The 13063-nt window shown below is 35.0% G+C and carries 13 protein-coding genes and 1 riboswitch; of the genes, 5 read left to right on the top strand and 8 right to left on the bottom strand.

Annotated elements, in window-relative coordinates:
- The first annotated feature begins 43 nt into the window (after window positions 1–43).
- Both ACIGAM_RS13770 and ACIGAM_RS13765 read left to right on the top strand, forming a co-directional pair.
- Complete coding sequence (locus tag ACIGAM_RS13770) at window positions 44–694, top strand: alpha/beta hydrolase (protein WP_396512024.1); 651 nt, start codon at window positions 44–46, stop codon at window positions 692–694.
- A 37-nt stretch (window positions 695–731) separates the two neighbouring features.
- Window positions 732–1688, top strand: coding sequence for a lytic transglycosylase domain-containing protein (locus tag ACIGAM_RS13765; protein WP_396512023.1), 957 nt, complete (start codon window positions 732–734; stop codon window positions 1686–1688).
- 87 nt (window positions 1689–1775) lie between these two features.
- Here the strand turns inward: ACIGAM_RS13765 and ACIGAM_RS13760 are convergent, their stop codons facing one another.
- Both ACIGAM_RS13760 and ACIGAM_RS13755 read right to left on the bottom strand, forming a co-directional pair.
- Window positions 1776–2480 carry a TlpA family protein disulfide reductase gene (locus ACIGAM_RS13760; RefSeq protein ID WP_396512022.1) on the bottom strand — a complete coding sequence of 235 codons (705 nt, stop codon included), beginning with the start codon at window positions 2478–2480 and terminating at the stop codon, window positions 1776–1778.
- 172 nt (window positions 2481–2652) lie between these two features.
- Window positions 2653–3210 carry a DUF2892 domain-containing protein gene (locus ACIGAM_RS13755; RefSeq protein WP_396512021.1) on the bottom strand — a complete coding sequence of 186 codons (558 nt, stop codon included), beginning with the start codon at window positions 3208–3210 and terminating at the stop codon, window positions 2653–2655.
- A 216-nt stretch (window positions 3211–3426) separates the two neighbouring features.
- Between ACIGAM_RS13755 and rpmH the strand changes: the two genes are divergently transcribed.
- The 3 genes from rpmH (at window position 3427) to ACIGAM_RS13740 (ending at window position 7269) form a co-directional block, all read left to right on the top strand.
- On the top strand, window positions 3427–3588 hold the full coding sequence (gene rpmH / locus ACIGAM_RS13750) for a 50S ribosomal protein L34 (RefSeq protein ID WP_028374856.1): 162 nt from the start codon (window positions 3427–3429) through the stop codon (window positions 3586–3588).
- Window positions 3589–3695: 107 nt separating this feature from the next.
- Window positions 3696–6548 carry a carbamoyl-phosphate synthase large subunit gene (gene carB / locus ACIGAM_RS13745; protein ID WP_396512020.1) on the top strand — a complete coding sequence of 951 codons (2853 nt, stop codon included), beginning with the start codon at window positions 3696–3698 and terminating at the stop codon, window positions 6546–6548.
- A gap of 127 nt (window positions 6549–6675) precedes the next feature.
- Entirely contained in the window at window positions 6676–7269 is a 594-nt protein-coding gene (locus ACIGAM_RS13740) for a T9SS type A sorting domain-containing protein (RefSeq protein WP_396512019.1), read from the top strand.
- Between the two features lie 56 nt (window positions 7270–7325).
- On the opposite strand, the gene ACIGAM_RS13735 is transcribed toward ACIGAM_RS13740, so the two are convergent.
- From ACIGAM_RS13735 to ACIGAM_RS13710, 6 genes are all read right to left on the bottom strand, one after another.
- A complete protein-coding gene (locus ACIGAM_RS13735) occupies window positions 7326–7820 on the bottom strand; it encodes an acyl-CoA thioesterase (protein ID WP_051621276.1) in 495 nt (164 codons plus the stop codon).
- A 104-nt stretch (window positions 7821–7924) separates the two neighbouring features.
- The gene (locus ACIGAM_RS13730; RefSeq protein ID WP_396512018.1) at window positions 7925–8293 is read right to left on the bottom strand and encodes a 6-phosphogluconate dehydrogenase; all 369 of its coding nucleotides are present in this window, start codon (window positions 8291–8293) and stop codon (window positions 7925–7927) included.
- Between the two features lie 45 nt (window positions 8294–8338).
- Window positions 8339–9673: a DNA recombination protein RmuC gene (locus ACIGAM_RS13725; protein ID WP_396512017.1), complete on the bottom strand. Its 1335-nt coding sequence runs from the start codon at window positions 9671–9673 to the stop codon at window positions 8339–8341.
- A gap of 41 nt (window positions 9674–9714) precedes the next feature.
- Entirely contained in the window at window positions 9715–10506 is a 792-nt protein-coding gene (locus ACIGAM_RS13720) for an ABC transporter ATP-binding protein (RefSeq protein WP_396512015.1), read from the bottom strand.
- Window positions 10507–10508: 2 nt separating this feature from the next.
- On the bottom strand, window positions 10509–11537 hold the full coding sequence (locus ACIGAM_RS13715) for an iron chelate uptake ABC transporter family permease subunit (RefSeq protein ID WP_396512014.1): 1029 nt from the start codon (window positions 11535–11537) through the stop codon (window positions 10509–10511).
- Complete coding sequence (locus ACIGAM_RS13710; RefSeq protein ID WP_396512013.1) at window positions 11530–12672, bottom strand: ABC transporter substrate-binding protein; 1143 nt, start codon at window positions 12670–12672, stop codon at window positions 11530–11532. The genes ACIGAM_RS13715 and ACIGAM_RS13710 overlap by 8 nt, the downstream gene beginning before the upstream one ends.
- A 99-nt stretch (window positions 12673–12771) precedes the next feature.
- Window positions 12772–13054, top strand: a riboswitch (cobalamin riboswitch).
- Window positions 13055–13063 lie beyond the last annotated feature (9 nt).

Here is a 13063-nt window from a genome sequence, read left to right as displayed (position 1 = left end):
GTTTTATTGAAGTTTAACTGTTAAAGCATTAATACAAAGACGTATGATACATATTTATTTAATGCCCGGGATGGCAGCAAATCCCAGCATTTTTGAATATTTAAAACTTCCAGAGAATAATTATACACTACATCCCCTTGCGTGGAAAATACCTAAGGTTAATGATAGTCTTGAAGATTATGCCAGGGAAATGCTCTTAGAAGTAAAAGAAAAAAATCCTGTGCTTATAGGGGTGAGTTTTGGTGGTGTTGTTATTCAGGAAATGGCGAAGTATATAAAGTATAAGAAAGTTATTATTATAAGCAGCGTAAAAAGTAAGGTTGAACTACCCAGACGTATGCGTTTTTCAAGAGCATTAGGTTTATACCATCTTGCTCCGGTTAAATTAGTACGTAATATAGATACACTTTCTAATTATGCTGTTGGAGATCGTTTAAAGCATAAGGTAGCATTGTATAAAAAGTACTTATCAATTACAAATCCTATTTATCTCACTTGGGCTTTGAAGCAAATGCTGTGTTGGGAACAAACCGAATACTTAGAAGATTTAGTGCATATTCAAGGAACTGAAGACCCGGTTTTTCCGTATAAATATATAGATAAATGCATACCGGTTAAGGGTGGAACCCACGTTATGATTATCTCAAAATGTAAATGGTTTAACAAAAACCTCCCTAAAATTATCGGGAATTAATCCCTAATTTGCAGGATAACAACAAAACTAATTTTTTATGATTAATATAAAATCAGTATTAGCCGGTATAGGTTTAATCGCAACTACAGCAATCTGTGTACAGGCTGTACAGCAAGACACTGCAGATCCCGAAATTATTGAGGAAAATTCGATTAACGAAGATAAATTAGTAAACGATTATAATGTCTATGCGATACCGCTGCCTGATGAAATGGATTTTGCGGGTGAAAAACTTGCACTAAATGATCCTGACATTAGAGAGCGAATAGATAGAGAGCTTCTTGTAAATACCTACTGGCAATCTAATGCGCTTCTTTTAATAAAAAGAGCAAATAAATACTTTCCTATAATTGAACCCATTTTAAAAGAGGAAGGTCTACCAGATGATTTTAAATATTTAGCTGTTATAGAAAGTGGATTGACACAGGCAGTTTCTCCCGCACGTGCTACAGGTTTTTGGCAAATATTAAGCTCTACTGGTAAAGAACTAGGTCTTGAAGTTAACGATAATGTCGACGAGCGTTATAATGTAGAATTATCTACGCGTGCAGCGTGTAAATATCTTAAATCTGCAAAAAACAATCTAGGATCCTGGACGCTTGCTGCTGCAGGTTACAATGCAGGAAACGCGGGGATTAGTCGCAGGCTTAGAGAGCAGGATGTTAATGATTATTACGATTTATTATTAGGAGAGGAGACAGGTAGATACGTTTTTAGAATACTTGCTTTGAAAGAAATTTTATCAGATCCCAAAAAGTATGGTTTAAACTTTACCAAGAATGATCTATATAATAAAGTACCTACTTATAAAGTTAAGGTAGATACACCGGTAACAAATTTTGTCAAGTTTGCTCAGGGTTATGGAATAAATTATAAGATATTAAAATTACACAACCCCTGGTTGCGCGAAGACCATCTTAACAACAGTTCTAATAAAGAATATTTTATAGAAATCCCAGAAAAAGGAAGTTATAACTATACTGTAGGGCAATAGTATAGTTGCTAAACTAAAAAAAAATTTATATAAATAAAGGAACCTCCTGAGGTTCCTTTATTTATATAAACAAGTTGGCTTTTAACTTTAAAAAGTAGCTAAAGATTCTGGCAGGTCATTAATATTGATATTGAGATCAAGATTTATTGTTGCAATTTGACGAGTTAAAAATCTCATATTCCTATTAATATTTTCTTCTATACTAGCGTTAAATTTATTTGCCGGTCTTCTATTAATATCGAGAATTTCACCATTACTCGATATTACAAATGATAAGGAAAGGCCCAAAGCATGTTTTAGCAAGTTTACAGTTTGCATATGCTTGTTTTGTGTCTCATCAACATATACGATTTGTATATTTTTATCAAATTGTTTTGAAAGCTTGCGTACCGTTGATTTATCATCCCAGAAGAGCACTACAAAGTCAACCATAGTACCATAACGTTCTGCTAACTTGTTTAAAACGGGTATTTCCCCTTCACTAGGAATGCACCAAGATGCGTAGGTAAGTATAAGTGTTGGTCTTTCAATATCTTTAGTAGATGTTAGAAATGTATTTATACTTTCAAACTGTAAAGGATCTATATAACTACCTTGAAGATGATCTTTTACGAGGGTATCTAGTAGAGATTTAGCATAATCAATTTCTCCACGTTCTAAAGCAGTATCTACTTTCGTGTTGTATGCGTCTATATTAAGAGCTAATGCTTCAGAAAAAAAGATTTTTTGATCTTCTTGTGCAGACACTTTCAAAATAGATACCAGTAAAAGAAAGAGTAGTGTTTTTGCCATATACTTTCGCTATAATGCGAAGTTAGATCTAGAAATAGATATGACGAAAACTTATCGATAAAGAGGATTGTTTATCGGTTTAAATACGTAAGTATCTGATTATTAACTAGGAGAAATATGACGATTAGAATTGACGATAAAATTTAACAATAAGTAATACTGCAGATTGAAGTTATCTTCTACTTCCTCTGCCGTATTGTTGTTTAGGCATATTAGCTGCCTGTTTCATCTGCTTTTTCATCATTTTAATTTGATCTCCCAGCATATTGTGTTTGTCTAGTTTTTTAGCCTCAGATAAAAGAATATCTGCTTCACGTCTTCTATTTTTAGTCATCGCTATGCCGGCAAGATTTATTTTAGCCATTGCCAGGTCAGCATCCATACTAAGTCCTAACTGAACAGCTTTTTTAAAGTATTTTTCAGCTTGAGTCATATTTGTTTGCGATAGCATAAGACCATTAAGGTAATTATAATACCCATTTTGTTTCTGTGTTAAAGCACCTTCAGGATTTTTTATTTTATCAAGCCACTTTTTTGATCCTTCAAAATCTTGTTTACGCAAACGCAGAAAGGCAAGTATTAGAATTTCATTTTTAAAATACAGTAAAATAAAAATAGCTGCTAAAAGAATAAGCATAATCCCATTTCCTATAGATCTATCTATAAATTGCCAGATAGCTAATCCAAAAATAACAACGGCAAGAACTAATTTTATATTTTTATTGAACATATATGAGGCGTATTTTGAGGTTTGACCCGCTTTAAACAGTTGAAAAATCTATCAATTTATTTGAGCGTGCAAATGTAATAAAAACAATCTGAAAAAATTTAAACTTTACATTTGTCATAATGGAAAGTGTTTGTATATTTGCGCCCAGCTTTTGAGAAGGTATTTCTTAAAGCATTTAGTATAGAAAAGTTAAAGGAAGATTAAAGAAGATACACAATGAGCAAAAGAACGTTTCAACCTTCAAAGAGAAAAAGAAAAAATAAACACGGTTTCCGCGAGCGTATGGCTAGCGCAAACGGTCGTAAAGTACTTGCTCGTAGAAGAGCTAAGGGTAGAAAAAAACTATCTGTATCTTCTGAGCTAAGACATAAAAGATAAAATGGTGAACAACCGTTAAAATATCAAGGTGTTACTTTTTTAAGTAACACCTTTTTTTATAAATACGCCTACCGTAATTTTATATAAAACTCTTAATCTGAGCTAAAATGCCTAAAAACAACAACCTTAAGTCTATTTTAATTATCGGTTCTGGTCCTATCGTTATAGGCCAGGCATGTGAATTTGATTATTCGGGAACTCAAGCTTTGCGTTCATTACGTGAAGATGGTATTGAGACTATTTTAATTAATTCTAACCCTGCAACAATAATGACAGATCCCACTATGGCAGATCATGTCTATTTGTTACCGTTAACGACAAAGTCACTTGTAAAAATTCTTAAAGAACATCCTCAAATTGATGCTGTGTTACCTACTATGGGAGGACAAACGGCATTAAATTTATGTATTGAGGCTGATGAAAAAGGAATTTGGAAAGATTTTGGAGTTGAGCTTATAGGAGTTGACATAGATGCAATAAATATTACTGAAGATCGCGAGAAATTCCGTGAATTGATGTTGAAAATTGGCGTAGGGATGGCTCCACAAGCTACTGCTACTTCATTTTTAAAAGGTAAAGAGATTGCGCAGGAATTTGGTTTTCCGTTAGTAATTAGAGCGTCATATACTTTAGGAGGTGCAGGAGCTTCTATTGTTCACAAAGCAGAAGACTTTGATGAGCTCTTAAGTAGAGGACTTGAGATATCACCTATTCATGAGGTGATGATTGACAAGGCTTTAATTGGCTGGAAAGAGTATGAATTAGAACTGCTTAGAGATAAGAATGATAATGTAGTTATTATCTGTGCTATTGAGAATATGGACCCTATGGGGATTCATACAGGAGATTCAATCACGGTAGCCCCGGCAATGACATTAAGTGATGTTACCTATCAGAAAATGCGTGATATGGCGATTCATATGATGCGTTCTATAGGGGATTTCGCCGGAGGTTGTAACGTGCAGTTTGCAGTAAGCCCTGATGATAATGAAGATATTATTGCGATTGAGATTAATCCGCGTGTATCAAGATCTTCTGCACTAGCTTCTAAAGCAACCGGTTATCCTATTGCTAAAATAGCTTCTAAGCTTGCTATAGGTTACCATTTAGATGAGTTACAAAATCAAATTACAAAATCTACTTCGGCGTTATTTGAGCCTACATTAGATTATGTAATCGTAAAAATTCCTCGTTGGAATTTTGATAAATTTGAAGGTAGTGACCGTACTTTAGGTCTGCAGATGAAATCTGTAGGTGAAGTTATGGGTATTGGGCGTTCATTTCAAGAAGCACTTCACAAAGCTACACAATCGCTTGAGATCAAGAGAAACGGTTTAGGAGCAGATGGTAAAGGATATAGGAACTACGATACCATTATTGAAAAACTTACAAACGCAAGCTGGGATCGTGTCTTTGTAATCTACGATGCAATTCAAATGGGAATACCCTTGAGTCGTATTCACGAGATTACAAAAATTGACATGTGGTTTTTAAAGCAGTTTGAAGAGATGGATGCTTTAGAAAAAGAAATAGGTAAATACAATATAGACACGCTATCTAGAGATTTACTTTTAGAGGCAAAACAAAAAGGTTTTGCAGACCGTCAAATTGCACATATGCTTGACTGCCTAGAAAGTCAGGTCACTATGAAGCGTGATGAATTAAAAATAAACCGAGTATATAAGCTCGTAGATACCTGTGCGGCAGAGTTTGTTGCGCAAACACCCTATTTCTACTCCACGTTTGAGAACGATATGCAATTAGCCTCTGGTGAGCCATTTGCAGATAACGAAAGTAAAGTAACCGAAAAGAAAAAAGTCGTAGTCTTAGGATCTGGACCTAACCGAATAGGGCAGGGTATTGAGTTTGATTATTGCTGTGTTCACGGTGTACTTGCAGCTGCAGAATGCGGCTACGAGACAATTATGATTAACTGTAACCCTGAAACGGTTTCTACAGATTTTGATATTGCAGATAAACTTTACTTTGAGCCTGTTTTCTGGGAACATATTTATGATATAATTCGTCACGAAAATCCAGTTGGAGTTATTGTTCAGTTAGGTGGACAAACAGCACTTAAACTAGCTGAAAAACTAGACCGATATGGAATAAAAATTATAGGTACGAGTTATAAGGCACTAGACCTTGCTGAAGATCGCGGAAGTTTCTCGAGATTATTACAGGCAAACAATATTCCTTATCCAGAATTTGATGTTGCAGAAACTGCTGAAGAAGCACTTGCGGTAGCAGATAAATTAGACTTCCCTATACTGGTAAGGCCTTCTTATGTATTAGGAGGACAGGGAATGAAAATTGTAATTAATAAAGACGAATTAGAAGAAACTGTTGTTGATTTGCTTCGAAAGATTCCAAATAACAAATTACTTTTAGATCACTATCTTGATGGTGCGATTGAAGCTGAAGCAGATGCTATCTGTGATGGAGAAAATGTATATATCATAGGTATTATGGAGCATATTGAGCCTTGTGGAATACACTCTGGCGATTCTAATGCAACGCTACCGCCGTTTAATTTAGGAGATCTGGTACTTCAGCAAATAAAAGATCATACACATAAAATAGCATTAGCTCTTAATACAGTAGGTTTAATAAACATACAATTTGCAATTAAAGATGATATGGTTTATATCATTGAAGCAAATCCTAGAGCTTCCAGAACGGTACCTTTTATAGCCAAAGCGTACGGCGAACCTTACGTTAACTATGCAACTAAAGTAATGTTAGGTGAGAAAAAAGTAACTGACTTTGATTTTAACCCTAAGCTTGATGGATACGCTATTAAGCAACCGGTTTTCTCATTTAATAAGTTTCATAATGTAAATAAAAAACTAGGGCCCGAAATGAAAAGTACTGGTGAGAGTATCTTATTTATAGACAGTTTGAAAGACGATGAGTTCTATGAAATCTATGCTCGAAGAAAAATGTATCTAAGTAGATAACTTTTTTGCAACATTTAATTGTCGCGAACGTCATTAGTTAAAGATTATTATAATTATGGCATAATTTTAGTATTTAATTTGTCAAAGTTATTTAACTTTACAATGTCCTCAAACACAGTAATATGGCATGAAATTTACCTGGCTCTACATTTTTGTTTTCATTGTTGCTGCATCAATAAGTGCGCAAGAAACACATATAATCGATTGGAAATCTGGTTCTAAGTCCTTGCAATCTACACTAGAGATTGAAGTAGGAGATACCGTACAATGGGTTTTTGGTGAGACAAATCCTCAAAATTTAATGAATACCTCTTTTGGGACTTCTACTAATTTTGGTTTGCGTAAACTTCAGGTGAAGGGCAGTGTTTATGAGTTTGTATTTGACAAAAAAGGAATTTATACATTTGAAAGTAGTTTTAAAAAGAGTTTAAAAGGATCAATTAAAGTAACTGATACTAAATCTTTTTTTACAAAAGAAAAGGAGGGTTACAAAATTTATCCCAATCCTGTAAAAGATCGTATTTACTTTGAAAATCCTGCAGAATCAGATCCGTTAGAAATAACATTTTACGATGTACTGGGAAAACAAGTAAAACGTAATTTATTAAGTTCTTCAATGGCGCAAAGCGGAATGGATGTGAGTGAATTAAAACGTGGTGTATATCTGGTTCAAATAGATAATGGCTCACGATCATTTACACAGAAGCTAGTGAAAAATTAAAACACATAAAATTATATAATAAAAAAGCGAATCTTAATGATTCGCTTTTTTTATGTTCAATATTGAAGCTCTACTTTGTGAGAGTTTTTCAGTATCTCAAGATCTTCGTTATTGATCTCTTGTTTCTCAGAAGTTTCTTTTCGATGCGTTTTTTTCATTTCTTGTCTCCTTAGGCTCTTTAAAAATCTTCGAACTTCTTTTTCGGTTTTCAAAACCAACCCAGGAACCGGCATGCTCTCGCCTTTATCATTTTTTGCAACCATAGTAAAATAACTTGAGTTACAATGTTTAATAATACCGCTGTGTATATCTTCAGATTCAACACGTATTCCCACAACCATTGAAGTACGTCCCACAAAATTAACCGAAGCCTTCATAACAACCAGTTCACCTACTTCAATAGGTTTTAAAAAATCTACAGTATCTACAGAAGCGGTTACACAGTAGTTTCCAGAGTGTTTAGACGCACATGCAAACGCAATTTGATCCATCAATGATAAAATATAACCACCGTGAATTTTACCGCTAAAATTAGTGTGTGAAGGCAGCATAAGCTCGCTTATGGTTACCTGTGATTGTTCAATTCTCTTAAATGTATTCAATAGGTAGTTTATATAACGGATTAATTATATTGTTTAGCTTGTCTAGAAGTAATTTATTGCCTATTAAAATGGGGAGAGTTTTCTTTAGATATGTCTGTTATAAAATATTTTGTATCTCCCCAAAAGAAGAAAGTAGCATACCGCTCAACATAAGTGAGCTTTACATAACTTCCCTGATATTCTTTAAGTTTTTCAATTACTTCATCTTCGCTTCCCATTACAGAGAAATCAAATATTTGAGCTCCGCTTATACCTTGACTTATTTGACCTTCCCAGGTTTTAATAAGTACACCTTTACTACTAAATTTAATAAGTTCACCCGCACGAGTACCTTCACTGTAAGGGACGGCGTAAATAAAACTATAAAATAAAACTGCAAATAATGCAATTGCAGCTAAAACGATAAGGAGTAGTTTTTTCATAAAAATATCTTGTCTATAATATTCAAGAGGCTGCAAGATGCAACTCTAGATTTCTTTTTCATAATCTAATTCTTCCTTAGCTCTTTTGACCAGTTTTTGATCTAGTTGCTTACTGGCCTTAGCTCCTAACGTTTTCAGGTTTTCAACGCGGGTTATAAGATTACCTCTGCCAGTAAGTTTAGTCATAGTGCGCTCATAAGTAGCATTTACCGTACCTAGTTGATTTCCTATTTTTATGAGCTCGGCTGTAAGCAAGGTGAATGCATCGTATAACTTTCCGGCCTGGGTAGCAATTTCTATAGCATTGCGTTTTTGTTTGTCATTTTGCCAGAGATTCTCTACTAATTTTAATGCCGCTAAGAGTGTAGAGGCCGTTACAATTATTACATTTTTTGTAAAAGCATCTTCATAAAGTTGGGGCTCATTTGCAGAAGCGATTGCAAAAGCCGGCTCTATAGGAATGAACATAAAAACGGTATCTGGGCTTTCTTCTAAAAGAGCATAATAGTTTTTTGTACTTAGCGAATCTATATGTTTTCTAACGGAAAGTATGTGCTGTTTAAGATAGGTTGACTTTAAATCTGTATCATCTTCTGAAACGAAACGTTCAAAAGCAACGAGTGATACTTTACTGTCAACAATCATTTTCTTACCATCTGGTAAATGAATGATTACATCAGTTTGTAAACGTTTTCCATCTGTTGTAGTATGACTATCTTGCAAGGTATATTCTCTTCCTAATTCAAGACCAGATTTTTCAAGTACCCGGGTTAAAATAAGTTCGCCCCAGTTACCCTGTAATTTAGCATCTCCTTTAAGAGCTTTAGTAAGGTTATCTGCATCTTTACTCATTTGTAAATTAAGTTCTGCAAGACCTTTTATTTGTTGCCTTAATTCACTGTGACGACCTAAACTTTCTTTATTTGTATCTTCAACTTTCCTTTCAAAACTATTTATTTTTTCTTGTAGTGGTTTTAAAATAAGATCTAGATTTTCTTTATTTTGAAGTGTGAATTTAGAAGATTTCTCATCCAGTATTTTGCTCGCTACTATTTCAAAATCTTTGGTGAATTTAATTTGCAGCTGCTCTAATTCGGTAGTTTTTTCTTCTATACGTAGCTGTAAATTCTCAAAAGCAACTGTTGTACTTGTAAGTTCGTTTTGTAAAAACTCTTTCTTTTGTTGTAAATGAGCGTTTGTTTGTTTTAAGTCTGTATTAGTTTGCGTTGCAGTATTCAACTGCTCTGCTTTTAGATTGAGGCGTTCTGTTAATTTACCAGTTTCAGACTTATTTTTTAAAGAAGCTATAAAATGACCTAATACAGCACCAATAACTACACAGATTAGAGCAACAGTAAGAAGTAGTACGCTTTCATTCATTAGATAAGGTTTGTATCAAAGATAAGGATAAGGCTGTTCTCTCACTGAATAAAAAAGCGTTGTGATTTCATATCAAAACCTATTTTGTCATCGGGAAACAGGTTTTTAAATATTCCTGATTCTATTAACTTCTGCGGTGTATTTATATGACTCTTTCCTTCGCTTAAAACAATTATTTTATCGCAAAGCGAAAGCACCAATTCAATATCGTGGGTAGTACATAAGATGGTTTTATTCTTAGTATGGGCAATTTTTTTCAGCATTAAAAAGATGGAGGCTTTGTGATGTAAATCAAGATGGGTAGTAGGTTCATCTAATAAAATTATATCTGTATCCTGAGCCAACGCTCGTGCTATAAGCGCACGTTGCAATTGGCCGTCGCTTAACTCAAAACAACTTGTATTCTTAAATTGTTCTAGCTCTGTAGCTTCAATTGCGTCAAGAATATGTGTTTTATCTGCTTTAGAAAGTGATCCCAGCCAGTTTGTATACGGCTGTCTGCCTAGTGTTACCAATTCAAGAACCGTGAGGTTTTTAGAAATTTGTTGGTTAGTCAATACCAGACTAAGTAACTTAGATTTGATTAAGGCAGGGTAAAAGTCTAAAATTTTATTTTCAAGATAAACATTCCCAGTAAGAGGTTTTTGAAGACCTGCCAGCGTACGCAATAGTGTTGATTTTCCTGAACCGTTTATACCTACCATCGCCGTGAAATCTCCTTGAGCCAGATTAAGTGTTACCTCGCTAACAATTGTTTTATTTTCTGCTTTATTATGATAGCCTACGGATAGGTTTTTACAACTCAGATTAGTATGTTTTTGAGAAGCTTCCATATTTAAAACAAGAGTTTCTTTTTTCGTATTAAAAGCCAAATCACGATAGGAGCGCCTACTATTGATGTTATAGAGTTAATAGGAAGCGTAAACTCTAATCCCGGCATTTGTGCTAGTGTATCACAGATTAACATTAATACAGCACCACCCAGAAGGCAGGCTGGCATAAGTACCCAGTGATTTGATGCGGTAAACCACTGTCGTATAAGGTGCGGTACTGCAAGCCCTACAAATGCAATAGGCCCCACAAATGCAGTTAGACTTCCTGCAAGAATACTGGTTGCTATTAAAATTATAAACCTGCTTTTTTGAAGAGAAATTCCCATAGATTGTGCGTAATAATCTCCTAGTAATAAACTGTTGAGACTTTTACAAATTGTAAAGGCTAATATTATGCCTACTGTGTAGCAAATTGTAAGTATGCCCAGAGCACTCCAGGAAATATCTCCGAGGCTTCCAAAAGACCAAAACATATACCGCTGTAATTCTTCAGCGGGACTAAAATAGGCTAGAATGCTTACGACTGCTGAGGTTAAACTCCCAAACATCAATCCTATAATAAGTAATGCCATTGCATCACGCACGCGGGAGGCTACGAGTAATACGACACTTAGTACAGCAAAGCTACCTATGCTTGCAGCGATTATGGTGCCCCAACTTCCGGGAGCGATAATAGATGAAAATCCTAAAGCGCTTCCGCCAAGAATTAAAAAAGCAACGCCCAGACTTGCACCACTGCTTATTCCTAAAACAAAAGGTCCCGCAAGCGGATTTTTAAATAGTGTTTGCATCATTAAACCGGCAATCGCCAGACCGCTACCGGTTAAAATAGCTGCTATCGCTTTGGGAATTCGATAATCTATGATTATGTAGGTCCACGCGCTTTTTACGCTCTCGTCACCCAGAATTATCTTAAAAATCGCTTCTAAAGGAATATGAACAGAGCCCAAAGCAATGTTGACCAGAAATAAAGCAAAAAGCAATAGTACCAGTAAACCGAATTTTGAGCTGTGGTTTTTAGGGCTAATCAAGAGGTTTAAAAAAATGAGGTTTATAATTTACAGTTAGTTCCGGGTGAAAAATAGCAACTAAATCTGCAAGTACCCAGTCTGGTCTTGAAGGAGCCAGCTCGTAATAAAGCAGACCTCCTGTTGCACCTTTTGCACTTCCGAAGCCATAAATTTTATGATCTTTAAAGGCTTTAAATTCTTTATAAACAGCATTGCCGGCACTCAGTTCACTGTAGGTTTCAAAACTATTTGGTGAAATCCAGAAATCTGCATTCTGAGCGGTATTTAAAACTTCTTCTATGCTTAGGGCAGCGCTACCGGTACCTCTAGTTTCTTTATAGATATAATCTGCGTGCGCATCTGCAACGAGTTGAGCTGCCCAGCTATCTCCTTTAGGTAAATACCAGACATCTTTAAACATTGCTCCGCTTAAAACGGTGGGTTTTGATTTCGCCTGAGCAGCTTTTGTTTTCAGGTTGCGATATTGACCTTCAATCCTATTAAAAATAGAATCTGCTTCCGCCTCTTTATCGTAAAGTGCTGCAAAAAATTTAATCCATTCTGCCTGTCCTAAAGGCGTGGTTTCTACCCAATCGCCATTATAAATAACCGGTATTCCTGCTCTTTTAATAGAATTCAACGCTTTGTTTTCACCATCAACACCAAAACTTACTAAAACATCGGGGTTAAGATTTATAGTACTTTCAGTATTAATAGATTCATTTTGCCCTAACTCTTTAATAGCGCCGTTTTTAATATGTTTTCGTACTGTTTCCGAAGAAATATAATCCAGATTGGGAAATCCTTTTAACGTTTGTGTCACACCCAGTAACTCTAATGCCGGGATGTGTGTGGTTGAAGTTACCACGATCTTTTCCACGGGTGTTTCTATCACCGCATCTGCTGTAATACTATCTGGTAATTGGGTCCCTCGTTGAACCAAGGCGTAGTTAAATGTCTTATCGCTATTAGGCCAGGCTTTAGAGACTGTGATAATTTTAAAAGTCTTGTAAAGGGTAATTTCAAAACCCTTAGCGTAACTAATCTTTTGCTCAATTCCTTCACGAAAATGCTTATCAACTTCTTTGTTCTCTTTTTTACAAGAGGATATAGAGCATGATAAACAAATAAATACGATAGGTAATAAACTGCGCATCAGAATTATATAGATTTAAAATTGATTTAGAATGTATTATTCAAAACCCAAAAGTAAGATTAATTAAAAAAAGCAAGGTAGCGTAACACATTTGATTAACTTCGCGCTTTAGTTTTTGGTGTCATTTTTTATTCTAAAAAATGACTTAAAAGGGAATCAGGTGATTTCACATACGAAGTAGAAAAAGCGAATACGAAATTTAATGATTTTGTATTTTTTTTCACTTCATAGTTCGAAAATTCCTGAGCTGTTCCCGCAACTGTAAGCTTAGTCCGCATTTGACGGATGGTAAAGATTGTTCTTAAATACCACTGCCTTTATAGGTGGGAAGGTTAATCTTTATACGCAAGCCAGGAGACCTGCCAGAAATAACATTTAACAAATGACTTTC

Source organism: Leeuwenhoekiella sp. NPDC079379 (assembly GCF_044542075.1).
Taxonomy (GTDB): Bacteria; Bacteroidota; Bacteroidia; order Flavobacteriales; family Flavobacteriaceae; genus Leeuwenhoekiella.
The sequence above is the reverse complement of the archived record's forward strand: the minus strand, read 5'-3'. Positions and strand labels throughout refer to the sequence as shown.

Coding starts and splice junctions, on each gene's coding strand:
- ACIGAM_RS13770 (WP_396512024.1), top strand. CDS start 44: ATGATACATATTTATTTAATGCCCGGGATGGCAGCAAATCCCAGCATT.
- ACIGAM_RS13765 (WP_396512023.1), top strand. CDS start 732: ATGATTAATATAAAATCAGTATTAGCCGGTATAGGTTTAATCGCAACT.
- ACIGAM_RS13760 (WP_396512022.1), bottom strand. CDS start 2,480: ATGGCAAAAACACTACTCTTTCTTTTACTGGTATCTATTTTGAAAGTG.
- ACIGAM_RS13755 (WP_396512021.1), bottom strand. CDS start 3,210: ATGTTCAATAAAAATATAAAATTAGTTCTTGCCGTTGTTATTTTTGGA.
- rpmH (WP_028374856.1), top strand. CDS start 3,427: ATGAGCAAAAGAACGTTTCAACCTTCAAAGAGAAAAAGAAAAAATAAA.
- carB (WP_396512020.1), top strand. CDS start 3,696: ATGCCTAAAAACAACAACCTTAAGTCTATTTTAATTATCGGTTCTGGT.
- ACIGAM_RS13740 (WP_396512019.1), top strand. CDS start 6,676: ATGAAATTTACCTGGCTCTACATTTTTGTTTTCATTGTTGCTGCATCA.
- ACIGAM_RS13735 (WP_051621276.1), bottom strand. CDS start 7,820: ATGCTGCCTTCACACACTAATTTTAGCGGTAAAATTCACGGTGGTTAT.
- ACIGAM_RS13730 (WP_396512018.1), bottom strand. CDS start 8,293: ATGAAAAAACTACTCCTTATCGTTTTAGCTGCAATTGCATTATTTGCA.
- ACIGAM_RS13725 (WP_396512017.1), bottom strand. CDS start 9,673: ATGAATGAAAGCGTACTACTTCTTACTGTTGCTCTAATCTGTGTAGTT.
- ACIGAM_RS13720 (WP_396512015.1), bottom strand. CDS start 10,506: ATGGAAGCTTCTCAAAAACATACTAATCTGAGTTGTAAAAACCTATCC.
- ACIGAM_RS13710 (WP_396512013.1), bottom strand. CDS start 12,672: ATGCGCAGTTTATTACCTATCGTATTTATTTGTTTATCATGCTCTATA.